Source organism: Hubeiibacter jixunmingi (assembly GCF_041928215.1).
GTDB lineage: Bacteria > Pseudomonadota > Gammaproteobacteria > Pseudomonadales > Moraxellaceae > Acinetobacter.
In genome coordinates this window covers 1-25,214 of record NZ_JBHFHK010000030.1, presented here as the reverse complement: position 1 = coordinate 25,214, position 25,214 = coordinate 1, and the positions used below count along the sequence as shown (strand labels likewise).

The following is a 25,214-nucleotide window of genomic DNA, read 5'->3' as shown; positions in this document are numbered from 1 at the left end:
CATTGGGCATCAGTAAGTGTTAGTCTATTCATATAATCAGAATAACTGATTTTCTTTGTATGTCAACACACCCTAAAATACTATTTGAAATTTTCAAAAACAAGGGCTAATCCTAGCCCTTGTTTTACCCCTCAAACCCTGCCAACAATTCTAAAAACTGCTGTTCATCTAACACAGTAATGCCCAATTTTTCCGCCTTTTCCAATTTTGAGCCTGCTTTTTCGCCTGCCACCACACATTTGGTTTTGCTTGATACACTGCCCGATACTCTCGCCCCCAAAGCTTGCAATTTTTGCGTGGCTTCATCACGTCCCATGCTTGCCAACGTACCTGTCACCACCCAACTTTCACCATTTAAAGGCTGGCGTGTTGGTGCAGTCATGGCTTCAAATTCAATGCCCGATTGCAATAATTGCTCGACAACTTCCAAATTATGCTCGGCTTGAAAAAAGTCAAAAATCCATTCTGCGGTGATATTGCCGACATCAGGGGTTTTTTGTAGGCTATCTATATCGGCTTGACGTAAGGCATCAAAACTTTGGAATTGTTGAGCCAACATTCTTGCTGTGGTTTCGCCCACACCACGAATACCCAAGGCATAAATAAATCTTGGCAAAGTGGTTTTTTTACTATTTTCGATGGCATCAAGCAGATTTTGTACCGATTTCTCGCCCATTTTTTCAATGCTTAATAGCTTGTCACGATGCTGATGCAAGCGATAAATATCCGCCACATGATTGAGCAAATTCAGATGCAATAACGATTCCGCCCAACGGTCGCCCAAGCCCTCAATGTCCATAGCTTTACGCGATACAAAATGACGAATCGCCTCAATCCGCTGTGCCGAACAGTATAAGCCACCCGAACAACGTGCTAACGCCTCACCCTCAGGCATCACCACAGGTGAATCACATACGGGGCAATTTTTCGGTAATTCAACCACTTGGCTATGTTGTGGACGGAATTCTTGCCAAACTTTTTCGACTTTTGGAATCACATCACCCGTACGATAAACGCTCACCGTATCGCCAATTCGCACGTCCAAACGCTGAATTTCCCCGATATTATGCAAAGTCACATTCGACACCGTCACCCCACCGACAAATACAGGGGCAAGACGTGCCACAGGGGTCAGCGTGCCTGTACGTCCGACTTGCCATTCGATATTGTCCACCTTGGTCAATGCCGCTTGCGCAGGGAATTTATAAGCCGTCGCCCAACGTGGTTCACGGCTCAAAAAGCCCAATTGCTTTTGTTGTTGTAAATCATTGACTTTCACCACCATACCATCAATTTCCACGTTCAACTTGGCACGTTCTTGCATCACTTGTTGGTAGCACTGCTCTACTTCATCAATGCTATTGACCAACCATTGACGCTCGGCAATGGCAAAGCCCAAACTGGTCAGCCATTGCAAAGTATCGTGCATCGAGTTTAAACCATGATGCGGTTCGCACTGTGCCACGCCATAAGCAAAGAATGCCAAAGGACGACTGGCAGCAATATTGGCATCGAGTTGACGTAAACTGCCTGCAGCAGCATTACGTGGATTGGCAAAAGTCTTTTCGCCTTTACTTTCGGCGATACGATTAAGCTTGTCAAAGCCTGCTTTCGGCATCAATACTTCGCCACGTACTTCTAGACGTTCAGGGATTTTTTCGCCATTTTGAGCAGTTAAAATTTTCGGTAGATTGCGAATGGTTTTGACATTTTGGGTAATCTCTTCGCCCGACTCGCCATCACCACGGGTTACGCCACGCACCAGCACGCCATGTTCATAGAGCAATGAAATCGCCAAGCCATCTAATTTTAATTCCACTTCGTATTGCACAGCTTGATTAGGCAAACGTTCTTCCACACGGCGAGCAAAATGTTTTAAATCTTCAAAATTAAATACATTACCGAGCGACAACATCGGCACTTGATGCACCACGCTACTAAATTTATCTAGCACTTGCCCACCGACTTTTTGTGTAGGGCTATCGGCTTGTAAAAGCTGTGGATTGTCTTGTTCAAGTTGTTGTAATTGTTGAAAAAGGCTATCGTATTCTGCATCGCTAATCGTTGGATTATCCATCACATAATAAGCGTGATTGTGTTGTTGTAATAATTGAATCAATTGTCGCATTTGTTGTTGGATGTGTTGCGGATTCAAGTCAGGATTTGGCATGTTCAAGCTCTGAAAAATTTAAAATATGGACAGGCTATTTTAAAGGGCTTTTGCGGATTTAAAAAGTCTGTTTTGAAATGATTGTAAAAATTCTAGCAATACAGCCCCATTCGTTCACAACAGTACAGCAAAAAAGCTCAGCAAACAGAGCAAAAAATTGTTATCATACAATCAAATTGAAATTTATTTGTAGAAAGCTATGTCAGTAAAAGCCAAAGTTGTGAAAAAAAATCAAGGCGGTACAATTGCTCAAAATAAGCGTGCACGTCATGATTACTTTATCGAAGAAAAATTTGAAGCCGGCATGTCATTACAAGGCTGGGAAGTCAAATCATTGCGTGCTGGGCGTATGAGCTTGGTCGAAAGCTATATTATTTTCCGTAATAATGAAGCATTTCTTTTTGGGGCACAGATTCAGCCTTTATTGTCTGCATCAACGCATGTCGTGGCAGAAAGCACACGCACACGCAAACTATTATTATCACGTCGTGAGATTGATAAATTACTCGGTGCGGTGAACCAAAAAGGTTATTCTTGTGTACCTTTGGCGTGTTATTGGAAAGGGCATTTGGTCAAGCTAGAAATTGCTTTGGTAAAAGGTAAGCAAATGCATGACAAACGCCAATCTGAAAAAGACCGTGACTGGCAACGCGATAAAGCCCGTATGTTCCATCGCTAATTTTTCCAAGATAAAAAAATACCGTATTTGTCATGAATACGGTATTTTCTTTTGTGCAAGTATGAGCTTAGAAATGCACTTCTAAACCAACATACGGCCCTTTAAAATCGACTTTATAAGGCACTTGACTACCAAATACTGAACCCAAGTATTTATTAGTCATTTCATCATAATCAACTTGTACAATACGATAACCGACTTTTGCACCGACATCGACCAAGGCTTTATCGACAAAATCATATTTTAATTCTGCCAAGGCATCAGTCGCTTTTACATTTTTACCATAACCCAAGCCCAATTCTGCTTTGGCAGATAAACCTGTAAATGGCAATTTTGCTCCTGCTGATGCGTATGCCATCGGCATGGTTTTATTGAGATCAATACGACTAACGCCACGTTGTTTGACATCACCATCAATACGTTTTGCACCTAGACCCAAATCAAGGCTTACCACATTGTCTAGTACTTCGTAATAAGCAATAGCATCTGTGTTATTGGCTTTGATTTCACCATTGGCATTGTTTTTCTCTGTACCATTCAATGTGGTATAACGTAAACGTGCGTTGGGAATCAAAGGCACAGGATGTTCCAAACTTGCTGATAGCATCATCTGACCTTGGTTCTTATAGTCAGTATCGACTTTGCTTTCGGTCGCAGATGCTGAAGTGTGCCAATAGTTGGCGTCTGCAAAAACACCATACAACGTATCGGCTTGAGCAAATGGTGCAGCAACGAGTACTACACTGGCGATCAGTAACTTTTTCATAGAAATTGCTCTAGAAAATTGAGAGTTGACACTTATTATAGAAAAAACACTCAAAAATGGCTAGTTAAACATTAAGGCAAGAACAAATCTCGCCTTAATTTATTCACATCACGACAGCAATTAAGCCAAAGTCGCTCCAGCAGGAATGGCATCATCAAGCAAGATCACTGTTAATTGACCGTCTTTTTCTGCCGATAAAATCATCCCTTCTGACATGCCAAACTTCATTTTGCGTGGTGCAAGATTAGTCACACAAACCACCGTCTTGCCTTGCAATTGTTCAGGCTGATAAAACTTAGCAATCCCACTAAACACATTACGAGTTTTCACTTGCCCTTGCTCATCTTTTTCACCAACATCAAGGGTAAATTGTAAGAGCTTATCCGCCCCTTCAACCTTGTTGCATTCAAGCACTTTGGCAACTGTCATAGTCACTTTGGCAAAATCATCAATACCAATAAACTCACTTGCATCAGCTTTTGTTTCTGCTTTATCCACTTGTTTTTTCTCTGCTTTTTGGGCAGTTTTTTCTGCTTGTGGTTGCAAACTTTCTTTTGATGCATCGACCATCGCATCAACGGCTTTTTTATCCACACGTTGCATTAACGGTTGGAACGTCGCAATCTCATGGTCAAGTAAAATTTGCGTACGAGATGCAAAATCAAACGACTCTAATTTAAAGAATTCTTGCACTTCGTTTGCCAATTTTGGTAATACTGGTGCCAAATAAATCACCAATTGACGGAATAAATTCAGACCTACTGAACAAATCGCTTGCACTTCATCAGCATTTGCAGGATCTTTAGCAAGTGACCAAGGTTTTTTCTCATCAATATATTGATTAGCTTTGTCTGCCAATGCCATGATTTCACGAATTGCAGTGCTAAATTCACGCTGTTCATAATGCTGAATAATGCTCTCACCTGCGGTAATAAATTCATTCACCAAGTCATTTTCACTGCAAGTTTTTGATAATTTATTATCAAATTGCGTATTGATAAATTTGGCACAACGACTAGCGATATTCACCACTTTACCAACCAAATCCGAATTCACTTTTTGTGAAAAATCTTCCAAGTTCAAATCCGCATCTTCAACTTTATCAGATAAACGTGATGCAAAGTAATAACGCAAATATTCAGGATTCAGATGCTGTAAATAGGTTTCTGCTTTGATAAATGTACCACGAGATTTAGACATTTTCTCGCCATTTACGGTCAAGAAACCATTTACAAACAATGATGTCGGAGTGCGGTAATTTGCCCCGTGCAACATCGCAGGCCAAAATAAAGCATGGAAATAGACAATATCTTTACCAATAAAATGATACACTTCTTTGTCAGAATCTTTTTTCCAAAAATCCATAAAATTTAAATCAGGACGTTTGGCAGCAATATAGTTTTCAAAACTTGCCATATAGCCAATCGGTGCATCAACCCAAACATAAAAATATTTATTCGGTGCATCAGGAATTTCAAAACCGAAATACGGTGCATCACGGCTAATATCCCAATCATTCAAGCCCGCTTCAAACCATTCATCAAGCTTATTGGCAATCGATACCGGTAAACGCCCTTCGTCACGCGTCCAACCTTGTAAATATTCACTAAAGTTTGGCAATTGGAAGAAATAGTGATCCGAATCTTTCTCAATCGGTGTTGCACCGCTTAAAGTTGAATATGGATTAAGCAATTCAGTGGCATTATAAGTTGTACCACACACTTCACAGCTATCACCATATTGGTCGTGTGCACCACATTTTGGACAAATGCCTTTGATAAAACGATCCGATAAAAACATTTGTTTTTCAGGATCAAATAATTGTGTCACAGGACGGACGCTGATATTGCCTGCTTCACGATTTTTAAGATAAATTTCTTCTGAACGTTTGCGGTTGGTGTCGCTATTGGTTGAGTCATAATGGTCAAAATCAACCAAAAAGCCTGCAAAATCACGCTCATGCTCAACTTGCACATTGGCAATTTGTTGCTCTGGACTAATGCCATTGGCTTCGGCACGCAACATAATCGCTGTACCATGTGCATCATCGGCACAGACATAAGTCACATCATGTCCCATCGCACGCATCGCACGTACCCAAATATCTGCTTGGATATAGCCGAGCAAATGCCCCATGTGGATAGGACCATTGGCATAAGGCAAGGCATTGGTAACGAGAATTTGGCGTTTTGGCTGTACTGACATGATTAAGCATCTCTTGTAAAAATTTTGTTTTAAAGTCTAACCAATTTTTGGATTTTTTTAAATAAAAAAATAATGTTTATGAAAAATTTGTCCTTAAAAATTAATTATGTGATTATGCAATGTTTAGCTTTTTATCTATGTTCAAAACTCTAAATCAAGACTTGCTTGCCTTTTAAATTTTGTATCGATAATGATGAGCGTGTTTATCTTGTATTTTTCACCGTAAAATACTCAAAAATAAAAAACCGAGTCAAACAGAACATCTGACTCGACTATCGTAACCAAAAAAAGGCGATACGATTATTTTACAGCATCAAAACGTTTTTGTGCTTCGTCCCAGTTTACCACGCTCCAGAACGCTTTGATGTAGTCTGGACGTTTGTTTTGGTACTTCAAGTAGTAAGCATGTTCCCAAACGTCTAAACAAAAGATTGGCTGACCTTGACAGCCTGCAACAGCTGTACCCATCAACGGGCTATCTTGGTTTGCTGTAGACACAACTTTTAATTTACCGCCATCTACAACAAGCCATGCCCAACCTGAACCAAAACGAGTTTGTGCAGCTTTTTCGAATTGTTCTTTGAACGCATCTACTGAACCAAAGTCACGTTCAATCGCTTCTTTTAGGCTACCCTGCAAAGTCGTACCTGTTTTTAAAATAGTCCAAAACAAGCTATGGTTAGCGTGACCGCCTACGTTATTACGTACAGCAGTTTGTTTGTCCGCAGGGAATTTATCTAAGTTGGCAATCACTTCTTCAGCACTTTTGTCCGCCCACTCTGAGAAGCCTTCTAAAGCGGCATTCGAGTTGTTTACGTAAGTTTGATGGTGCTTGCTGTGATGGATTTCCATCGTTTCTTTGTCAAAATGTGGTTCTAATGCATCATATGCGTAGCCTAGCTCTGGTAATGTATAAGCCATTTTTACTCTCCAAAATATAAGTTGTTTCGTTAAATTAAGCATTGCGATGAGCTGTGCTTAACTCTAAACGCTTTAAGTATAACGTAAAATTGATATTGGCAAAGCATTCACGAGCAAAGAATGGTACAAGGATTGTAACTGCAAAAATAGATATGATAAAAAATCTTATCTTCAGAGCATTGACAAAAATAAGACTTATAGTATCATTTCGTCAAAATAAGACATTGAGTTTCATTTTAATGGTCATACTTCACCCCACACCGACACGTGCTGATGCAAAAAAATCATATAAGTCGATTTTGCAAGCGGCACACATGCTGTTGGACCAGTACGGTGCAAAGATTAACCTAGATGAAATCGTGCAGCACTCTAGTGTTTCGCGTGCGACATTTTTTCGTCACTTTTCGAATCGTGAACAACTGATGCTTGCACTCACGCAAGATGTTTTTTTTCATATCATGCAAGATGCTGGCAAACTGCAAAATCATCATGATGCTTTTTTACGCTTGCTCGATTTGATGATCGAACAAACCATCAAAAATATGTTTATCTTTGAGTACTGGTGGTCGATGGCTGAGCATCAACGTATGCGTAATGCTATCTTGCAATTTATCGATCAGTTGTTTAAAGATGTGTTGGTACAAGCAAAATCAAAACAACAGTGCCGTGCCGATTTGACAACGTATGATATTTTTTTATTTGGACGAATGTTGATTGGTTCGGCATTAAATGACGATCCTGAACAGCGACAGCATTCTATCCGCCGTGCTGCTGAATTATTAAAAACAGGATTTTTGTCCGCAAAAATTTCGGATTAAAGGCTATTTATAGGAAAATTAATCATGTCTTTTCAATCCAATGGTTATCAATTCAAACCACATGAAATGCCAATGATGATTGGCTCACCTGCTTCACCTGATCATGATAAAAAACGCCGTATTGCTTATCTACTTATCGGCTTTTATGTATCGTTGATGGCAGGGCTACAAAATGGCCTACTGATCAGTGCTTTAAGCCAGCTTCGTGGCGATTTTGCTTTAGATTTACTACAAGGTGGGTGGATACAGGTCGCATATTATATGACTTACGCCACAGCCAGTATTTTCTTCTTTCGAGTACGTCAGCATTTTGGTATTCAAAAGTATGTCAGCTGGGTACTTATCCTACTCTTGGTCGCCAATGGTTTACAGATTGTTGTACACGACTATTATGTAGAGATTTTTGCTCGTGCTTGTGCAGGCTTGGCAGCCAGTGGATTATTGGTACTTGGTATGTTTTATATCATGCAAGGTTTGCCCGCTGCCGCCAAAATTATTGGTGTATCGTTGGCATTAGGACTTATGCAATTGGGCACACCTTTGGCACAAATGATTGTTCCCGACTTATTATTGAACGGCAATTTACAATTATTATTCTACTTCTCTTTTGCACTCACTGCGATTTGTGTAGGTCTAGTTTGGTTATTACCTATTCCTCCAGGACAAACGCAAAACGTATTTCGATTTAGCGATTGGATAAGTCTATTGCTGTTCGCTACGGGTATTGCATTATTATGTGCTTTTTTGGTGCAAGGTCGGATTGTGTGGTGGACTACCCCATGGCTTGGCTGGTTGTTGGCTGGCAGTGTCATCTGTGTTGGTTTTGCCTTGTTGTTTGAAGCATATCGCAAAGATCCTATCTTGGACGTCAGCTGGATGTCCACGCCTCAGATTTTAGCTTTTGCGATGACTGGTGCTGTAGTACGCTTTTTGACCTCAGAACAAACCGTTGGTGCAGCAGGTTTAATGGCAACATTGGGTATGTCAGGCGAGCAAATGACGACCTTTTATACCGTGGTGTTTTTTGCGTCTTTGTTTGGCATCATTGCCAGTATCGTACGTTTAGACATCAATGATATCCGTCGTCCAGTCGTGGTGGCTTTATTTGGTATTGCTTTGGCTGCTTGGTTAGACAGTCGTGTCGGACTAAATACACGTCCAGCACAGTTATATATAAGCCAAGCGATTATGGCATTTTCCGCCTTATATTTCTTAGGTCCAATGATGCTAGAAGGTTTGGTACGTGCTATTGCCAAAGGACCGCAACATATTATGAGTTTTTCTGCGGTGTTTGGTCTATCACAAACCATAGGTGGCTTGGCTGGTGCAGCGATTTTTAGTGCTTTTTTGACGATTCGAACTCGCGTACATTTAGCGGATATTTCACAACACTTTAACTTGACGCATCCGCAATTTGCAGAGTACGTGCAAAGTCTAGCAAAAGGTTATGCATCGCAAAGTAGTGATATAGCCGTATTACAAAGTAAAGCCGTTGCACAAACAGTGAACCAAGCTACAACGCAAGCGACTGTTTTGGCGTATAACGATTTCTTTTATTTGATGAGTTCAATGGCAACAATTGCTTTTGTCATCACCCTATTGGTTTGGGTATATCGTCGTATTTATAAAATCGACATCATTGCCCAAGAGAAACAAGCATTATTTGCTATGCTCAAACGTTAATTGATATCAAATTTATTATTTAGGTTAAAAATCATGACCCAGAATCAATCTCCTGACCATCAAAATGACGCTTCTACAACAACGTCTCAGGCAAACGAAATCGATAGTACATCACAAGCGACCACACCTAGCGTGAATGATGCCCAGCTCGAAACAAACGCTACAGCAAATAGTCAGCCAAACGATACAGCTACAAGTAATACTGCCAATCCATCTAGCGATAATTGGCAACCCAAAAAACGCAATCCAGCATTGATAATTTTGTTTATTGCATTGATCGTTGGTGGTGCTTTGTTGGCATTGTATACGTGGAAATTACCGCCTTTTACAGGTCATACTGTGACTACAGACAATGCTTATGTACGTGGACAAACCACGGTAATCAGCCCACGTGTTTCAGGTTATGTGCAAGAAGTGCTTGTCAGTGATTTTGCCCAAGTGAAAAAAGGCGACCCTTTGGTCAAGATTGACTCTAGCCCTTATGAAGCAAAAGTCGCCCAAGCTGAAGCAGGACTTGCCGCACAAAATGCCAATACGGACAAAGTTTCACAAAGTCGCCACAATGCTGATGCCAATTTACAAGCCCGTGCTATTGCAGTTAAAAATGCTGAACTACAATTGAAAATCGCTCGCCAAAGCTTTGCACGTATTGAAAGTGTCAAAGATAGTGAAGGTATTGCAGGACGTGAATATGATCAAGCCAAGAGTGCTGTAGAACAAGCAGAAATGGGTTTAGCTCAAGCTCAAGCACAGTACAAAGTCGCTCAGCAAGATATTTTGAGCGTAAGCACAGGTAAAACCAGTGCTGATGCAGGCATTGCGAATGCACAAGCTACTGTTGATTTGGCAAAACAAGAATTGGGGCATACCACAGTCTATGCACCAGCGGACGGACGTTTGGGTGAAGTATCTGTAAAAACTGGACAATTGGTCTCAGCAGGTACGCAATTGATGTTTTTGGTACCACAAAAGCATTGGGTAATTGCCAATGTGCGTGAAACTGATATGAAAAATATCAAAATTGGACAGCGTGCCAAGGTCAGTATTGATGCTTTAAATGGTCAAACATTTACCGCTAAAGTCGCTCAAATTGCCCCTGCTGCCAATGCTGAATTTAGCGTGATTCGTGCTGACAGTGGTAATGGTAACTTTGTTAAAATCGCTCAGCGTATTGCGGTGAAATTAGAATTTGATGCCAATCAAAATGGTTTGGAAAATTTAAGTCCAGGTATGTCGGTGAATGCCGAGATTGATACCGCAAGTAATGGTCAATAAGATGGGGAAACCGCATGAATGATCTCAAAAAATTAAAAAATTATCGTTGCCTCGTGACTATGATGTTGGCAAGTAGTCTACTGGCTGCCTGTGCAACACAGCCACAAAAGCCTATTACATTGGCTAAAGCAGTGAGTACGGAACAGCTAGGACTAACACATCAGGTCACTGCACCAATATCTGCGACATGGTGGACACAGCTCAATGATTCCACTTTAAATGGCTTGATTGAGCATGCCATGCAGCAATCGCCTGATTTGATGGCAGTCAGTAGCCGATTGGCACAAGCCCAAGCCGGCAGTGATTTGGCAGATTCACAGCGTGGTATGCAAATCGCCATCGCTGCCAATGGCGCAGGGATTTATCACGAATCGTTAAGTCATCCTGATTCTTTGGCATCGCAAATTTTTGGCGATACCATCGGCTATAAAGCAGTACAGCTCAAAGGCAAATGGACTTGGGATTTGTGGGGTGAACACAAAAGTGAACTCGAAGTCGCTTTGGGTAAGCAAAATGCTACGGCTTACGAATTGGCACAAGCTCGCTTACTACTCGCCCAAGCCATCACTGCACAATATATGCAATTGCAAATCTTGACTGCACAAAAAGCCATTTTGCAACAACGTATTGGCATAAAAAAAGAACAGGAACAATTGGTACTCGATCGTGCTAAAGCAGGTCTACTGCCTGCAAACCAACGCTATCCAATCCAACAAGCCATATTGCAGATGCAGGTAGGGATTCAAGATCTTGATAATAAAGCCAATCAGATCCGTAATGCACTGGCTAATCTCACCGCACAAAGCCCAACTGCTTTGGCTAACTTGACACCGCAACCGATCAAGACTTTACCAAGCCTCCCTACACAACAATTGACTGCCAATCTGATTGGACAACGTGCCGATATCGCCGCACAACGTGAAGCAATATATAGCCGTCAGCAACTCATTCATGCTGCCGAAACCAAGTTTTATCCAAATATTCAAATCAACGCTTTGGCAGGATTATCTACTTTGCAAATTGGTGAATTGCCCAGCTCGAGTAATTTATTGAGTGCGATCTTACCAACAGTAACTTTGCCAATTTTTACTTCTGGGGCATTACAGGCTAATCTACAGCAGAAGCAAGCGGAATATAATGAGCAGATCGCACGTTATAACAAAAGCGTTTATCAAGCTCTAAAAGAAGCTGCTGATGCCCTTAGTAACTATCAAACCGCAGTAAAAATGCAACAATCACAACAGCAAATGTTAGTGGTAGCACAAAAAAATCAACGTGCAATCCAAAATCGCATTCAAGCAGGGTTGGAGACCCAAATTACCCTACTGACTGCCCGTGACGAAATGTTGCAATCTCAAAGTCAGCTCTTACAAAGCCAATTACAAGAGCGAGTCGGCTGGGTGGCGTTGAATGTTGCTTTGGGCGGTGGCGTAAACTTAGCAAAGTAATAGTTTAAATAAAACAACCATAATTTATATAACGTAAATTATGGTTGTTTTGATGGTGCGGTATAATTCTTAGGCAAACGATCACGCTCATCCGCCAAAATCAAAATGACAACCTTACATTACTTTTTCATGCTTGCAAATACCACTTTTGCCGCCTGAATAGTTTGTGCAATGTCTTCATCAGAATGCACTGAAGAGATAAACCCTGCCTCAAATGCTGACGGTGCAAGATATACACCTTGCTCTAACATACCATGGAAAAATTGTTTAAAAGCGTCAATATCACAATTCAGCATAGACTCAAAACTCGATAAGTCATCTTGCTCGGTAAAATACAAACCAAACATTGCCCCTGCTTGTTGGGTTTTAAACGCGACTCCTGCTTCATCCGCCGCTTGTTGTAAACCTGCCAGTAATTTTGCCAATTGTGCAGTCAATTTTTCATAAAAACCCTCTTGACGTAAATGTTTAAACATCGCCAAACCTGCACGCATTGCCAATGGATTACCCGACAATGTGCCTGCTTGATAGACACCGCCTAAAGGTGCGATGCATTGCATAATTTCACGTTTACCACCAAATGCACCGACTGGCAAACCTGCACCGATGATTTTACCCAAAGTCACCAAATCTGGACGTACATCATAATGCATATGCGCTCCGCCCAAACCAACACGAAAACCAGTCATCACTTCATCAATGATAAAGACTGCACCGTGTTCATCACATTGCTTGCGGATTTCATGTAAAAAACCATCTTTCGGTAAAACCAAATTCATATTGCCTGCTACAGGCTCAATAATGACCCCAGCAATCTCACTACCAAACTGAGCAAAGCATTCTTGTAAAGCTTTTTTATCATTATATGGCAACACCAGAGTGTGTTTTGCAAAGTCTTCTGGCACGCCTTTTGATGTTGGTTCACCTAATGTTAATAAGCCAGAACCTGCTTTGACCAATAACGAATCCGAATGTCCGTGATAACAGCCTTCAAATTTAATGATTTTGTCACGCCCTGTATAGCCACGAGCCAAACGAATGGCAGTCATGGTGGCTTCCGTCCCAGAACTGGTCATACGCACTAACTCAACGTGCGGAAGAATATCGCAAATGGTTTCTGCCAAACTGGTTTCTGCTACAGTCGGTGCACCATAGCTCAAGCCATCTTCAGCCGCCTCTTGCACTGCTTTGACAATATCAGGATGGGAATGTCCCAAAATCATCGGACCCCATGAACCAACATAGTCAATATAGCGTTTGTCATCTTCATCCCAAAGATATGCACCTTTGGCTTTTTTGATAAAAATTGGTGTACCACCGACACTTTTAAAGGCACGCACGGGCGAGTTTACGCCACCTGGAATATAGCGACTGGCTTCGGCAAAAAGTTGAGCTTGTTTGGCAGACATAATCATTACTCGTATCATTAGATTTAAAACACGATTTTAACAATTTCACTGCTGCTTTAAAATGCTATAAACACAACAATCAAGAATAAAATCAATATCTACATAGCTTTTATGACTGTTCAATACTTTTTTCTTTATAGATATGTATTTTATACAAGTTATAGTATAACACTGCTCAACAATTTTATCCCATACAGGTCTCTATCCATGCACCTTCGCCGTAACGTTCTTAACTTAGCCATATTAGCAGGTTTAAGTAGTGCCAAAAAGTCACGATGCTGTATAGTGATGACGTTCTAAAAAATGCAATTGAAGAAAATCTATTCTGTGGTCGCAACACCAAAAAATGTCGCATAGAAGCCTATAAAAATGTCACCGAAAGCTTACAGCCACATAAAGAAACAGCCTATTCTTATGCCTTAGGCACACATTGGCAAATCAATCCAGCACAGCAATTGTCCGTGACTGCATCACATCAAGAACGTATACCGAATGCACAAGAGCTGTATGCACACGGTATGCATTTGGCAACCAATTCATTTGAGTTTGGTAATAATGCCTTAACCAAAGAAAAGTCAAATAACTTTGAAATTGCTTTAAAACATCAAGGTGAAAAGTTAGATTATAAAGTCGCTAGCTATTTATACGATTTTGACAATTATATTTACTTGTTGGCATTGAACAGCGGTCGTACCAAAGATGGTAGCAGTGCTGGACGTCAGCCAAGCGAAAATGATGTTAATGCATTTAGAGCCAATCGTTATATGCAATCGCCTGCACGTTTTTATGGTTTTGAAGGAAATATCGGCCATCAAGTCAATCCTACTTATCATTTGTCTGTATTTGGAGATTATGTCAAAGGTAAGCTGGTCAATATCCCAGATACGACAGGTGCAACAGATGCATATGGCAACACCTCTGTGATTCAGCATCCCGACCGTTATACCCCACGCCTACCACCAATGCGTCTAGGTACACGGGTCAAGGCTGATTTTGATGAACATTATTCTGGTGACATGGAGTATTATCATGTCTTTGATCAAAATAAATTGTCAAAGTTTGAAGCCAAAACACTTGGTCATCATATGTTAAATGTCGGTTTAAATTATCATGGTAATCTTAGCCGCTCTGAATATGATGTCTTCTTAAAGGCGAATAATTTGCTTGATGAAAAGGTTTATGCACACGAAACCTTTTTACCGCAAATGCCACAGATGGGACGTAACTTCAACTTAGGTATAAATTTTAAATTCTAATACATCTCAAATCAGAGAATAGAAAACAAAACAGCCGCTTGTGTAAGACAAATATGTCAAACATAAGCGGTTGCTGCGTGCTTTTTATGGTCTTAAAATAACCAACATATTGAATAATAAAACTTTGTTATCATACCAATAATTGTATTTCTTTTGACTTGTGGTCGAACTTATGATTTCTTGATAGTTTTATTTAATAAGTAAATACTTATCATCATAAAAATCAATAAAATAAATAAAAGCATATTCTTTATAATTTACAACATCTTAACTTATATTTTTAACATAATCTAAGCAAGTAAAAATGTGTTAGACTTACTATTTTATCAGTTTTATGGTTTAATAGCCCTGTTTATTAAGTCTATCTTACATATGTTTTGCGTATAATTCAGTCGAATTTATAGTACTGATGAGTCGCAATTTTTTTATTATACAGGTTTAACCATGACCCCCATGAATACTCCAGAATTTGTTCGCCATCCTCAATTGATTGCTTGGGTAGAAAAAATTGCCCAATTGACTAAGCCAGCTAAAATTGAATGGTGTGATGGTAGTCAAGAAGAATACCAACGCCTCATCGACTTGATGATCGCAAATGGTACCATGCAAAAGCTAAATGAAGAAAAACATCCTGGTTCTTACCTTGCAAACTCTGATCCATCTGATGTTGCGCGTGTTGAAGACCGTACATTTATTTGCTCTCAAGACAAAGAAGATGCAGGTGCAACAAATAACTGGGTTGCACCAAGCGAGATGCGTGAAAAATTAAATGGCTTATTTGACGGTTGTATGGCTGGCCGTACTATGTATGTCGTACCATTTTCTATGGGTCCTTTGGGTAGTCATATTGCACACATCGGTATTGAGCTAACGGACTCACCTTATGTTGCAGTCAGCATGTCAAAAATGGCACGCATGGGCAAAGCGGTATATGATATTTTAGGTACAGATGGTGAATTTGTGCCGTGTGTACACTCTGTCGGTGCACCACTAAAAGATGGTGAAAAAGATGTTGCTTGGCCATGTAACAGCGACAAATACATCGTACATTATCCAGAAACACGTGAAATTTGGTCATTCGGTTCAGGTTATGGTGGTAATGCATTATTGGGTAAAAAATGTTTTGCCTTACGTATTGCCTCAAAAATGGGACATGAGCAAGGTTGGATGGCTGAGCATATGCTTATCTTGGGCGTAACCAATCCAAAGGGCGAGAAACACTACATCGCTGCGGCATTCCCATCTGCATGTGGTAAAACTAACTTTGCAATGCTTATTCCACCAGCAGGTTATGAAGGTTGGAAAATCGAAACTGTGGGTGACGATATTGCATGGATCAAGCCAGGTGAAGACGGTCGTTTATATGCCATCAATCCTGAAGCAGGCTTCTTCGGTGTTGCACCAGGTACAAATACAGTGACCAACTCAAATTGTATGTCAACGCTTTATAAAGACGTGATTTATACCAACGTTGCAGTTACTGACAATGGCGAAGTATGGTGGGAAGGTTTAAGCAAAACTGCACCAGAAAATGTCACCAACTGGAAAGGCGAACGTCATACAGGTGAAGAAAAAGCAGCTCATCCTAATGCTCGCTTTACTGTGTCTGCGGCACAATGTCCATCGATCGATCCTGAATGGGAAAATCCAAACGGTGTACCGATTTCAGCATTTATTTTTGGTGGTCGTCGTGCTGATACAGTGCCTTTGGTATCAGAAGCATTTGACTGGGTAGATGGCGTGTATAAAGCAGCGACCATGGGTTCTGAAACTACCGCTGCTGCAACAGGTCAGCAAGGTGTAGTACGTCGTGATCCATTTGCGATGTTGCCATTTGTTGGTTATAACATGGCAGATTATTTTGCACATTGGTTGGCACTGGGTGAAACCGTTGGTGCAAAAGCTGAACAAGCAGGCAATAAATTGCCAAAAATCTTTAATGTAAACTGGTTCCGTCGTGATGAGCAAGGCAACTTTGTATGGCCTGGCTTTGGGCAAAACACTCGTGTATTGGAGTGGATGATCGATCGTATCGAAGGTCGTGGCAACGCAGTAGAAACCCCAATTGGTTTAGTGCCAGAATATGAAGATTTGAACTGGACAGGTTCTGATTTCTCTAAAGCTGGCTTTGAAAAAGTCACTTCACAAGACAAAGATTTGTGGGTGAAAGAACTTGAAAGCCATACTGAACTGTTCGATAAATTGGGCGAGCGTTTACCAAAAGTCTTACGTGAACGTCAAAAGCAGTTGATTGATGCGGTAAAAGCATCTTAATCAGTAAATCATTGAAAATCGGGAAAAGTCACTACGGTGGCTTTTTTCTTGTTTGTGATTTGGATAGAATAAATGTAGAATGAATTTTGAGATCTTAAAAATGTATTGTATGGACATTTCTATGCAAAAATCATCAAAAGCACTTATATTATTGCCAATATGTCTTATTTTATCCGCCTGTCATGATTTACCTAAACTGATGATTGCCGAACAAAAAGTGCAAAATGATAGTTTATACTTGGCTTTGAATTATGATATTGAAGAAAAATTAAAACAGGAAAATATTTCTGCTCCAAGACATGGTTTACATTTTTATTGTGCAACCAATGAACAGTCTTTTAAAGATTTTGCCTATCCAGATTTGATTAGCTTTGATGTGAGTAAAGCCAATATTGCCAGTACACAGCCGAATTTGCCGATTATTTATTTTGCTCAGGCCAATATCCAAGATTTACCAAAATGGCAAACTCGCCCTTTATATTGCCGTTATCATTTGGCAGATTTAGGATATCTTAATTTCGTATCAAACATGATTATTCTTCGATAGATATAGTTTATGAATTCAAAGTAGTAATTTAAATTGTCATTTTTCTCATTAAATTTGAGTTATTTTTATTTGAGTGTTTATTTTCAATATTGCATTCAATATTAAGCACCAAAAGAACTGATACAATAACTTCTTTGCTCTACAAATATTCGAATAGAAAATTTATTTTTAATATATGGCTTATCATGTTGGTATAATTGCAAAGAATAATGTTGTTTATTGCAATAACTCAAAAATGAATCGGATGTATCTTCATTCTCGACTTCAATCCAATTAGAATGCTTGATGTTTTCTAAAAGTCTTGCCAAGTCTTTATTATCTAAGCTCGGATAATCATAAGTCAATGAACCAAAATCCACGCTAGGTTTATAATACGACTGTTTTTCTGCGGGTGCTGGCAGACCTTGGGTAATTTCTGTCATTTTCATATTAAATATATCTGGCAACTCTTGTACATTTTTAGGAATATTTTCGTATTTAACAGGATTAATAATGTTGGAATAAAAAAGTAAGCAAGCCCATATAAAAAATCCACATGCGAATAGAATATTATTTATTTTTTGTTTTTGCATTTTTCCGAACATTAATATTTTATCCTTCACAACTGATGAGAACCTGAAAAGCGACTAAAGCTTTGCAAGGGTTTGCAAGGAAGTGTAGGAAATCCTGAGAAACACTGTTTCGTAAGACGAACGGTTTTCTTTCAATTCACGTTTCGCAGGAAGTCTATTTTGATTGTATTTTGAAACGATTACTCAATTCTTCCGACAATTTTACCAGATTTATCAATTTGATATAGCTTATCGTCCAATCCCACAACTGCCACTCCACCATTAAACAAATCAGCACTATGATATTTTATAGGAACCACAATCTTTCCTTGTTGATTAATATAGCCTTTTTGATTATCTTTCGTGACAATTGCCAAACCTTCACGAAAACTACTGACATCGTCATATTCAAGCGGAATAACCTCTTTTCCTTAATCATTAATAAAACCTGCTTTTGATGCCCTATTCACTGAATCAATTTTTTTTACCCAAGCAAAGCCCTCATCAAGAAGACCTGCATCATCATAATCAAATCCAGTAATAAGTTTGCCAGACTGGTTAATGAAGGCAATCTTATAGTCATCACTTATCATTGATGTTTTCTTCATAACTTGTGCTACACCTTCTGTAAAGCCAGTAACACTATCAAATTGTAAAGGAATTACTATATTGCCTTTTGAATCAATAAAACCCCATTTATCATTTTTTGCAACAGCTACAGGACCATTGCTAAAATCTATATCTCGGATAAAATCATCAAATGTACCAAGCTGGACTGTGTATTCTCCTTGATGATTAATAAATCCTACTTCATCACCAATCATAACAGCTGCAACACCCTCCGAAAAGCTACTTACAGCATCAAAAATAGCAGGAATCACAATTTTACCATTGCTATCTATATAGCCAAATTTTACATCTTTATTGCTTTTTTCTACACCAATTTTAGCAAGTTGTTCACTAAAATTTTCCGCATAAACAAACTGAAGAGGAATCACGATTTTACCTTGGCTATCCACAAAACCATAACGTTCAAGATCGTCTTCACCTGTTGATACTAATGCACGTCCATCATTAAACTTGCATCGATAGTCAAATCTTAATGAGTTTGGCAAAGAAATACCCGCCTCGTCACATCCTATTGATTGATTTACACGATAATTGCTTGAAGGATTTTGAGTAGAATTATCAAGCATCACGGAATTAGTCGAACGAACATTAGATGCACTCGGTTCGGTAGCATTTAAAGCTGCTTTTTCACTACAAGCAGTGGCTAAAATTGATGCCATAGAAAATAAAAATATTTTTTCCATGATTATTCCAAAATTTTAATCTATAAGTCAAAATCTTATCTTATTACCATAAAAAAACAACAGCCAAGTATTTCCACTCAGCTGTTGCTTTTCTCAATGAATACTTAGTTTAGTAAACGCTTTTTAAATTGCAATTCGCCATCATCTAAACCAACTTCAATCACATCACCTGCTACAAATTGCCCTGCAAGAATTTGCTGTGCCAATGGATTTTCCAATTCAGCTTGAATGGCACGTTTTAGCGGTCTTGCCCCATAAATTGGGTCATAACCGACTTCAACCAATTGATCCAAAGCATCATCAGTGATATTTAATCCAATCTCACGCTCTGCCAAACGCTGACGTAAACGGTTTAACTGAATATCAGCAATGCCACGCATTTGAGCCTTGCGTAAACTATGGAAAATCACCACTTCATCAATACGGTTGATAAATTCTGGGCGGAAATGTTGTCCGACAGCATTCATCACCACCGCACGCACGTCATCATTGTCGGCATCTTCGCCCAATTCACGCACATCTTGTGAACCTAAGTTTGATGTCATCACAATCACGGTATTTTTAAAGTCCACCACTCGACCATGACTATCAGTCAAACGACCATCATCCAGTACTTGTAGCAAGATATTAAATACATCTGGATGGGCTTTTTCCACTTCGTCAAACAACACCACGCTATAAGGCTTACGACGTACCGCTTCAGTCAAAACGCCACCTTCTTCATAGCCGACATAACCCGGGGGTGCACCAACCAAACGGCTTACGCTGTGTTTTTCCATAAATTCTGACATATCGATACGCACCATGGCTTCATCGCTGTCAAAAAGGAAATTGGCAAGGGCTTTGGTGAGTTCAGTTTTACCCACGCCTGTTGGACCTAAGCACAAGAACGAACCGCTCGGACGATTTGGATCGGATAAACCTGCACGGCTACGACGTACCGCATTGGCGACCGCAATCACCGCTTCATCTTGACCCACTACACGACGATGCAAAAATTCTTCCATATGCAACAATTTTTCACGCTCGCCTTGTAGCATTTTCGCCACTGGAATACCTGTTGCAGCCGATACCACTTCAGCAATTTCGTTGTCAGTGACTTTATCACGCAAAAGTTTGGTTTCACGTTCTTCGACCATTTCATCCGCATCAATTTGCTTTTGCAATTCTGGAATCACGCCATATTGCAAACGTGCCGCTTCAGCAAGATCGCCATCACGTTGAGCTTTTTCCAAGGCAATACGGGCTTGGTCTAGCTTGACTTGGGCTTGTTTCGTGCCTTCCACCAAGGCTTTTTCCGCTTTCCAAATTTCTTCCAAATCGTTATATTCTTTTTCAATATCAGCGATTTGGCTAGAAAGATGTTTGACTTCAGCTTGGCTACCAACATCATCATCTTTGTTCACGGTTTCCAATTGCATTTTAAGTTGGATAATACGGCGTTCCAATTTATCCATCACTTCTGGCTTAGAGTCCAGCTCCATCTTGATACGAGATGCCGCTTCATCAATCAGGTCAATGGCTTTGTCCGGCAATTGGCGATCGGTAATATAACGGTGCGACATTTTGGCAGCGGCAATAATGGCACTGTCTAAAATGCGTACACCATGATGCAATTCATAACGTTGTTTTAGACCACGCAAAATAGCAATAGTATCTTCCACGCTTGGCTCATCGACCTGTACTTTTTGGAAACGACGTTCCAATGCGGCATCTTTTTCGATATATTGGCGATATTCATCCAATGTGGTCGCACCAACACAGCGTAACTCACCACGCGCCAAAGCAGGCTTGAGCATATTGCCCGCATCCATCGCACCATCAGTTTTACCTGCACCAACCAGCGTATGTAATTCGTCAATAAACAAAATTACTTCGCCATCTTGTTTTGCCAAATCAGTCAAAACGGCTTTTAGACGCTCTTCAAATTCACCACGATATTTCGCCCCTGCCAATAATGCACCAAGGTCAAGCGATAGCACACGTTTACCTTTTAGGCTTTCAGGCACTTCGCCATTAACAATACGTTGTGCCAAACCTTCGACAATGGCAGTTTTCCCCACCCCTGGCTCACCGATTAAAACAGGGTTATTTTTGGTACGACGAGAAAGCACTTGCACGGTACGGCGGATTTCATCATCACGTCCAATTACAGGGTCAAGTTTGCCTGCCAACGCACGCTCAGTGAGGTCAATAGTATATTTGCCTAAGGCTTCACGTTGTTCTTCATGGTTATTACTGATCACTTTTTCATCTCCACGGATTTTTTCAATCACTTGACGCAATGTTTGGGATTTCACTCCGACTGCATCAAGTTGTTTTTTGCTGTTGCCTTGCTCACTTAAAGCCAATAACACCCAATCGGTTGATAAAAAACCATCACCTGCTTTTTGGGCATAGCTGTCAGCTAGATTTAAAATTTTAACCGCTTCAGGGTCTAATCCAATCTCACCAGTCGTTTGGGCAATAGTCGGCAAATCATTGATGGCTTGTTGCAGACCTTGTTTCAGCTGTGGTAAATTCGCCCCTGCTTGTTGCAATAGGCTTTGATTGGCGGCTTCATTGAGTAAGTTATCTAAGATATGCAAAGGGCTAATCGCTGCATGGTCTTTGCCCATAGCAAGACGTTGTGCATCGGAAATCACTTGTTGCAAACGTTGGGTAAATTGTTCAAATCGCATTATTTTTGTCCTATCAAAATGTTAATCATGTCATATAAATAGGTATGCTAATTTTTTTTTCAAGGGAAATATTTTACTTTTTATAAAATTTTTTAATTTATTTTTCAAAGACTTATTTTTTTAAAAGTAAGATATACACATATAAAATAAGGGCAAGGATGGTGAATTTCAAGCTCTTTTTTTGATTTTCTTTGAATAGAAATTTACAGCATAGCTAAAAATCAGACTGCACTACTTGGCGACACCAATGCGATAATTAAAAATAATAAACCTGTAATCAAAATAGGCACTGCCAATACCCCTGTAATGATCCACATTTTAAAATTTGACCAAAAACTAACAAATTCTGCATCCATTTTTTGATTTAAAACTTTCTCTTTAGGAATAATCAACCAAAATAAAAAGTGTACAAACATCGTTGCCAGTAAAACCATTGTATAAATGACTTGTGCAATCAGCTCACCCGCATCATGTGCATCACAATTGATGCTACAATCTGAGCTACTTGCAGCATAAATCAAAACTCCCATCCAAAACACCAAAGGTAGATAACTTAACACATATAAAATAGAAAATTTTCGTTTTAATGCCTGATGTTCTGCATGATTTTCATTGAATGAAAAATCCACTAATAAATCATAAATAAACAGTAATAAGATCAAAAATATCAGTAAACTAAAAATAATCCGTACATTGAAAGCTACCTAAAAATCATTTAGTTTTTATAAGCATATGAAAGCGATAACCATAAGACGATCAACATTATTTTGTTAATATTTCTAAATTTAGTAAAAACACGACAACCTGTCAAGATTTTACTTGATTTTAAAGTTAAATTAATTGAGAAAATAATTTAAAAACTGTTGAAAATCCTTTATGCTAAAGACATTGTAATCACAACAAGGAACGACAGATGACCCAACGCAGTTTAAACGATTGGCTTGCGGATTATGCGGTAAGCCACCAAAACCATACCAACAAAAGCATTCACTGGCTATGCGTACCTGTGATTTTTATCACCATTATGGGTTTGATTTTTGGCTTATCGCCTTATGCTTTGTATGCCGTCATCGCCTTGGTTGCGATATTTTATTTAAGATTATCAATCAGTTTAGGGATTGCCATGTTGATTTTTATGTTGATGATATTGGCATTTTTGACTTTTGTGGCTGTGCCTTGGACAGTGTGGTTGGCGATTTTTGTCATTGCATGGATTGGGCAATTTGTCGGGCATAAAATTGAAGGCAAAAAGCCATCCTTTTTCCAAGATTTACAATTTTTATTGATTGGTCCCGCATGGGTTGCGTGTTCAATTTTAGGAAAAGTCCCCACATCTACATCTAACAATAAAACATAGCATTTAATTTGTTGCAAAAAATTAAGCTTTTATGTTTTTTTCGCTTTACCTTATCTAGCTATCGCTTGTAAAATCATAAAACATTTTTCGTTATCTGCCAGTGATGGCAAGATAGATTTTTTATGTTTGGATGAATTAAGAGTATCGTATGAGTAATGCTACCATTTTACAATCAGTGCCAGTCGGCAAAAAAGTCGGTATCGCCTTTTCGGGTGGTTTGGACACTTCAGCAGCCCTATTATGGATGAAACAAAAAGGCGCTGAGCCTTATGCTTACACTGCTAATCTTGGACAGCCTGACGAAGATGATTATGATGCGATTCCAAAGAAAGCTGAAAATTACGGTGCAGCCAAAGCCCGTTTGATTGATTGCCGTTTGCAACTTGCTCGTGAAGGCGTGGCAGCAATTCAATGCGGTGCATTCCATATTAGCACTGGTGGTATGCCTTATTTTAACACCACACCTTTGGGTCGTGCGGTGACGGGTACTATGCTTGTTACAGCGATGGCAGAAGATGATGTGCATATTTGGGGCGATGGTTCGACGTATAAGGGTAACGATATTGAACGTTTTTATCGTTATGGTTTATTGACCAATCCAAATTTAAAAATTTATAAGCCTTGGTTAGACCAACAATTTATCGATGAATTGGGCGGTCGTGCAGAAATGTCACAATTCCTGATTGACAATGGCTTTGATTATAAAATGTCAAAAGAAAAAGCCTACTCTACCGATTCAAATATGCTTGGTGCAACGCATGAAGCCAAAGATTTGGAATATTTAAATGCAGGCGTAAAAATCGTTGAGCCAATCATGGGTGTAGCGTTTTGGCGTGATGATGTCAAAATTGATGCAGAAATCGTCAAAGTCACTTTTGAACAAGGTGTGCCTGTGGCGTTGAATGATGAGCGTTTTGATGACTTGGTGGAATTATTCCTAAAAGCCAATGAAATTGGCGGTCGTCATGGTTTGGGTATGACTGACCAAATCGAAAACCGTATCATCGAAGCCAAATCACGTGGTATTTATGAAGCCCCAGCGATGGCGTTATTGCATATTTGCTATGAGCGTTTGGTGACGGGTATTCATAATGAAGATACGATTGAACAATATCGTATTAATGGTTTACGTTTGGGTCGTTTGTTGTACCAAGGTCGTTGGTTTGACAGCCAAGCTTTGATGTTGCGTGAAACTGCTCAGCGTTGGGTGGCGAAAGCGATTACTGGTTCGGTGACTTTGGAATTGCGTCGCGGTAATGACTACAGTATTTTGAATACTGAATCAGACAATTTAACTTATGAGCCAGAGCGTTTGACTATGGAAAAAGCCGAAGATGCAGCATTTACGCCAATGGATCGTATCGGTCAGTTAACCATGCGTAATTTGGACATCACCGATACACGCCAAAAGTTAGGTATTTATAGCCAAACAGGTTTATTGGCAGTGGGTTCGGGTTCGGATGTACCACAATTGGAAGATAAATCAGTAAAATAATTGGTCTTTCAACAACGACCAAAGAAAAGACCGTCTTTTAAAGATGGTCTTTTTTCAATCAAGTTATATTATTCTGCCTTTAACTGTTGGATTTTGAAATCTTTTCGCAAAAATCCAAAACAAAGGAATAAATAAAAATAAAATAGGATAAAAGAAAATAATCCATGTATTAAAATGAGCATAATCAGGGTTACTTTTTATCAAGAATATAATATAAAAATATTAATGAGAATAAGAGATAAAAATTGAGACTTATTTATACTACCAAGTAATCCATAAAAACTTGCAATCTCATTAGACCTCTTTCGAAAATGTAAATTTAGCGATTAACTTGCCAATTTATAAATCCTGCCACTAATTTCATTC

At 39.5% G+C, this 25,214-nt stretch carries 20 protein-coding genes; 10 read left to right on the top strand and 10 right to left on the bottom strand.

Annotated elements, in window-relative coordinates; genetic code table 11:
• Nucleotides 1-124: 124 nt before the first annotated feature.
• Entirely contained in the window at nucleotides 125-2,170 is a 2,046-nt protein-coding gene (gene ligA / locus ACEYX7_RS06320) for an NAD-dependent DNA ligase LigA (RefSeq protein ID WP_374807004.1), read from the bottom strand.
• A gap of 199 nt (nucleotides 2,171-2,369) precedes the next feature.
• Here ligA and smpB point away from each other — a divergent pair, with 199 nt between their 5' ends.
• Nucleotides 2,370-2,849, top strand: coding sequence for an SsrA-binding protein SmpB (smpB, locus tag ACEYX7_RS06315; RefSeq protein WP_374804961.1), 480 nt, complete (start codon nucleotides 2,370-2,372; stop codon nucleotides 2,847-2,849).
• 67 nt (nucleotides 2,850-2,916) lie between these two features.
• Here the strand turns inward: smpB and ACEYX7_RS06310 are convergent, their stop codons facing one another.
• The 3 genes from ACEYX7_RS06310 to sodA all read right to left on the bottom strand — a co-directional run bounded on the left by ACEYX7_RS06310 (nucleotide 2,917) and on the right by sodA (nucleotide 6,741).
• A complete protein-coding gene (locus ACEYX7_RS06310) occupies nucleotides 2,917-3,615 on the bottom strand; it encodes a TIGR04219 family outer membrane beta-barrel protein (protein WP_374804960.1) in 699 nt (232 codons plus the stop codon).
• Between the two features lie 120 nt (nucleotides 3,616-3,735).
• Entirely contained in the window at nucleotides 3,736-5,820 is a 2,085-nt protein-coding gene (gene metG, locus ACEYX7_RS06305) for a methionine--tRNA ligase (RefSeq protein WP_374900324.1), read from the bottom strand.
• A 300-nt stretch (nucleotides 5,821-6,120) separates the two neighbouring features.
• Nucleotides 6,121-6,741 carry a superoxide dismutase [Mn] gene (gene sodA / locus ACEYX7_RS06300; RefSeq protein ID WP_374804958.1) on the bottom strand — a complete coding sequence of 207 codons (621 nt, stop codon included), beginning with the start codon at nucleotides 6,739-6,741 and terminating at the stop codon, nucleotides 6,121-6,123.
• 239 nt (nucleotides 6,742-6,980) lie between these two features.
• Here sodA and ACEYX7_RS06295 point away from each other — a divergent pair, with 239 nt between their 5' ends.
• The 4 genes from ACEYX7_RS06295 to ACEYX7_RS06280 are packed head-to-tail and all read left to right on the top strand — an operon-like array spanning nucleotide 6,981 to nucleotide 11,965.
• Nucleotides 6,981-7,559: a TetR/AcrR family transcriptional regulator gene (locus tag ACEYX7_RS06295; RefSeq protein WP_374804957.1), complete on the top strand. Its 579-nt coding sequence runs from the start codon at nucleotides 6,981-6,983 to the stop codon at nucleotides 7,557-7,559.
• 24 nt (nucleotides 7,560-7,583) lie between these two features.
• Nucleotides 7,584-9,242, top strand: a complete 1,659-nt coding sequence (locus tag ACEYX7_RS06290) for an MFS transporter (protein ID WP_374804956.1) — start codon at nucleotides 7,584-7,586, stop codon at nucleotides 9,240-9,242.
• Nucleotides 9,243-9,275: 33 nt separating this feature from the next.
• On the top strand, nucleotides 9,276-10,517 hold the full coding sequence (locus tag ACEYX7_RS06285) for an HlyD family secretion protein (RefSeq protein WP_374804955.1): 1,242 nt from the start codon (nucleotides 9,276-9,278) through the stop codon (nucleotides 10,515-10,517).
• Between the two features lie 14 nt (nucleotides 10,518-10,531).
• Nucleotides 10,532-11,965 carry an efflux transporter outer membrane subunit gene (locus tag ACEYX7_RS06280; RefSeq protein ID WP_374807005.1) on the top strand — a complete coding sequence of 478 codons (1,434 nt, stop codon included), beginning with the start codon at nucleotides 10,532-10,534 and terminating at the stop codon, nucleotides 11,963-11,965.
• A 119-nt stretch (nucleotides 11,966-12,084) separates the two neighbouring features.
• Here ACEYX7_RS06280 and hemL read toward each other — a convergent pair whose 3' ends face one another.
• Nucleotides 12,085-13,380 carry a glutamate-1-semialdehyde 2,1-aminomutase gene (hemL, locus tag ACEYX7_RS06275; protein WP_374804953.1) on the bottom strand — a complete coding sequence of 432 codons (1,296 nt, stop codon included), beginning with the start codon at nucleotides 13,378-13,380 and terminating at the stop codon, nucleotides 12,085-12,087.
• A 269-nt stretch (nucleotides 13,381-13,649) separates the two neighbouring features.
• Between hemL and ACEYX7_RS06270 the strand changes: the two genes are divergently transcribed.
• The 3 genes from ACEYX7_RS06270 (at nucleotide 13,650) to ACEYX7_RS06260 (ending at nucleotide 17,451) form a co-directional block, all read left to right on the top strand.
• Nucleotides 13,650-14,630, top strand: a complete 981-nt coding sequence (locus ACEYX7_RS06270) for a TonB-dependent receptor domain-containing protein (protein WP_374900323.1) — start codon at nucleotides 13,650-13,652, stop codon at nucleotides 14,628-14,630.
• A gap of 444 nt (nucleotides 14,631-15,074) precedes the next feature.
• Nucleotides 15,075-16,904, top strand: coding sequence for a phosphoenolpyruvate carboxykinase (GTP) (locus ACEYX7_RS06265; protein WP_374900322.1), 1,830 nt, complete (start codon nucleotides 15,075-15,077; stop codon nucleotides 16,902-16,904).
• Nucleotides 16,905-17,025: 121 nt separating this feature from the next.
• Nucleotides 17,026-17,451 carry a hypothetical protein gene (locus ACEYX7_RS06260; RefSeq protein WP_374900321.1) on the top strand — a complete coding sequence of 142 codons (426 nt, stop codon included), beginning with the start codon at nucleotides 17,026-17,028 and terminating at the stop codon, nucleotides 17,449-17,451.
• A gap of 101 nt (nucleotides 17,452-17,552) precedes the next feature.
• On the opposite strand, the gene ACEYX7_RS06255 is transcribed toward ACEYX7_RS06260, so the two are convergent.
• The 5 genes from ACEYX7_RS06255 to ACEYX7_RS06235 all read right to left on the bottom strand — a co-directional run bounded on the left by ACEYX7_RS06255 (nucleotide 17,553) and on the right by ACEYX7_RS06235 (nucleotide 22,526).
• On the bottom strand, nucleotides 17,553-18,023 hold the full coding sequence (locus ACEYX7_RS06255; protein ID WP_374807064.1) for a hypothetical protein: 471 nt from the start codon (nucleotides 18,021-18,023) through the stop codon (nucleotides 17,553-17,555).
• A gap of 179 nt (nucleotides 18,024-18,202) precedes the next feature.
• Nucleotides 18,203-18,421, bottom strand: a complete 219-nt coding sequence (locus tag ACEYX7_RS06250) for a WG repeat-containing protein (RefSeq protein WP_374805204.1) — start codon at nucleotides 18,419-18,421, stop codon at nucleotides 18,203-18,205.
• Nucleotides 18,422-18,433: 12 nt separating this feature from the next.
• Complete coding sequence (locus ACEYX7_RS06245) at nucleotides 18,434-19,315, bottom strand: WG repeat-containing protein (RefSeq protein WP_374805197.1); 882 nt, start codon at nucleotides 19,313-19,315, stop codon at nucleotides 18,434-18,436.
• A gap of 104 nt (nucleotides 19,316-19,419) precedes the next feature.
• On the bottom strand, nucleotides 19,420-21,996 hold the full coding sequence (clpB, locus tag ACEYX7_RS06240) for an ATP-dependent chaperone ClpB (protein WP_374805198.1): 2,577 nt from the start codon (nucleotides 21,994-21,996) through the stop codon (nucleotides 19,420-19,422).
• A 221-nt stretch (nucleotides 21,997-22,217) separates the two neighbouring features.
• A complete protein-coding gene (locus ACEYX7_RS06235) occupies nucleotides 22,218-22,526 on the bottom strand; it encodes a hypothetical protein (protein WP_374805199.1) in 309 nt (102 codons plus the stop codon).
• 383 nt (nucleotides 22,527-22,909) lie between these two features.
• Between ACEYX7_RS06235 and ACEYX7_RS06230 the strand changes: the two genes are divergently transcribed.
• A complete protein-coding gene (locus ACEYX7_RS06230; protein ID WP_374805201.1) occupies nucleotides 22,910-23,353 on the top strand; it encodes an Mpo1 family 2-hydroxy fatty acid dioxygenase in 444 nt (147 codons plus the stop codon).
• 148 nt (nucleotides 23,354-23,501) lie between these two features.
• Nucleotides 23,502-24,848, top strand: a complete 1,347-nt coding sequence (gene argG / locus ACEYX7_RS06225) for an argininosuccinate synthase (RefSeq protein WP_374805203.1) — start codon at nucleotides 23,502-23,504, stop codon at nucleotides 24,846-24,848.
• The last annotated feature ends 366 nt before the right edge of the window (nucleotides 24,849-25,214 follow it).

What these genes read in the sequence shown, in the direction of transcription:
- ligA (WP_374807004.1), bottom strand. Translation starts at nt 2,170, where the DNA reads ATGCCAAATCCTGACTTGAATCCGCAACACATCCAACAACAAATGCGA.
- smpB (WP_374804961.1), top strand. Translation starts at nt 2,370, where the DNA reads ATGTCAGTAAAAGCCAAAGTTGTGAAAAAAAATCAAGGCGGTACAATT.
- ACEYX7_RS06310 (WP_374804960.1), bottom strand. Translation starts at nt 3,615, where the DNA reads ATGAAAAAGTTACTGATCGCCAGTGTAGTACTCGTTGCTGCACCATTT.
- metG (WP_374900324.1), bottom strand. Translation starts at nt 5,820, where the DNA reads ATGTCAGTACAGCCAAAACGCCAAATTCTCGTTACCAATGCCTTGCCT.
- sodA (WP_374804958.1), bottom strand. Translation starts at nt 6,741, where the DNA reads ATGGCTTATACATTACCAGAGCTAGGCTACGCATATGATGCATTAGAA.
- ACEYX7_RS06295 (WP_374804957.1), top strand. Translation starts at nt 6,981, where the DNA reads ATGGTCATACTTCACCCCACACCGACACGTGCTGATGCAAAAAAATCA.
- ACEYX7_RS06290 (WP_374804956.1), top strand. Translation starts at nt 7,584, where the DNA reads ATGTCTTTTCAATCCAATGGTTATCAATTCAAACCACATGAAATGCCA.
- ACEYX7_RS06285 (WP_374804955.1), top strand. Translation starts at nt 9,276, where the DNA reads ATGACCCAGAATCAATCTCCTGACCATCAAAATGACGCTTCTACAACA.
- ACEYX7_RS06280 (WP_374807005.1), top strand. Translation starts at nt 10,532, where the DNA reads ATGAATGATCTCAAAAAATTAAAAAATTATCGTTGCCTCGTGACTATG.
- hemL (WP_374804953.1), bottom strand. Translation starts at nt 13,380, where the DNA reads ATGATTATGTCTGCCAAACAAGCTCAACTTTTTGCCGAAGCCAGTCGC.
- ACEYX7_RS06270 (WP_374900323.1), top strand. Translation starts at nt 13,650, where the DNA reads ATGCTGTATAGTGATGACGTTCTAAAAAATGCAATTGAAGAAAATCTA.
- ACEYX7_RS06265 (WP_374900322.1), top strand. Translation starts at nt 15,075, where the DNA reads ATGACCCCCATGAATACTCCAGAATTTGTTCGCCATCCTCAATTGATT.
- ACEYX7_RS06260 (WP_374900321.1), top strand. Translation starts at nt 17,026, where the DNA reads ATGCAAAAATCATCAAAAGCACTTATATTATTGCCAATATGTCTTATT.
- ACEYX7_RS06255 (WP_374807064.1), bottom strand. Translation starts at nt 18,023, where the DNA reads ATGCAAAAACAAAAAATAAATAATATTCTATTCGCATGTGGATTTTTT.
- ACEYX7_RS06245 (WP_374805197.1), bottom strand. Translation starts at nt 19,315, where the DNA reads ATGGAAAAAATATTTTTATTTTCTATGGCATCAATTTTAGCCACTGCT.
- clpB (WP_374805198.1), bottom strand. Translation starts at nt 21,996, where the DNA reads ATGCGATTTGAACAATTTACCCAACGTTTGCAACAAGTGATTTCCGAT.
- ACEYX7_RS06235 (WP_374805199.1), bottom strand. Translation starts at nt 22,526, where the DNA reads ATGGGAGTTTTGATTTATGCTGCAAGTAGCTCAGATTGTAGCATCAAT.
- ACEYX7_RS06230 (WP_374805201.1), top strand. Translation starts at nt 22,910, where the DNA reads ATGACCCAACGCAGTTTAAACGATTGGCTTGCGGATTATGCGGTAAGC.
- argG (WP_374805203.1), top strand. Translation starts at nt 23,502, where the DNA reads ATGAGTAATGCTACCATTTTACAATCAGTGCCAGTCGGCAAAAAAGTC.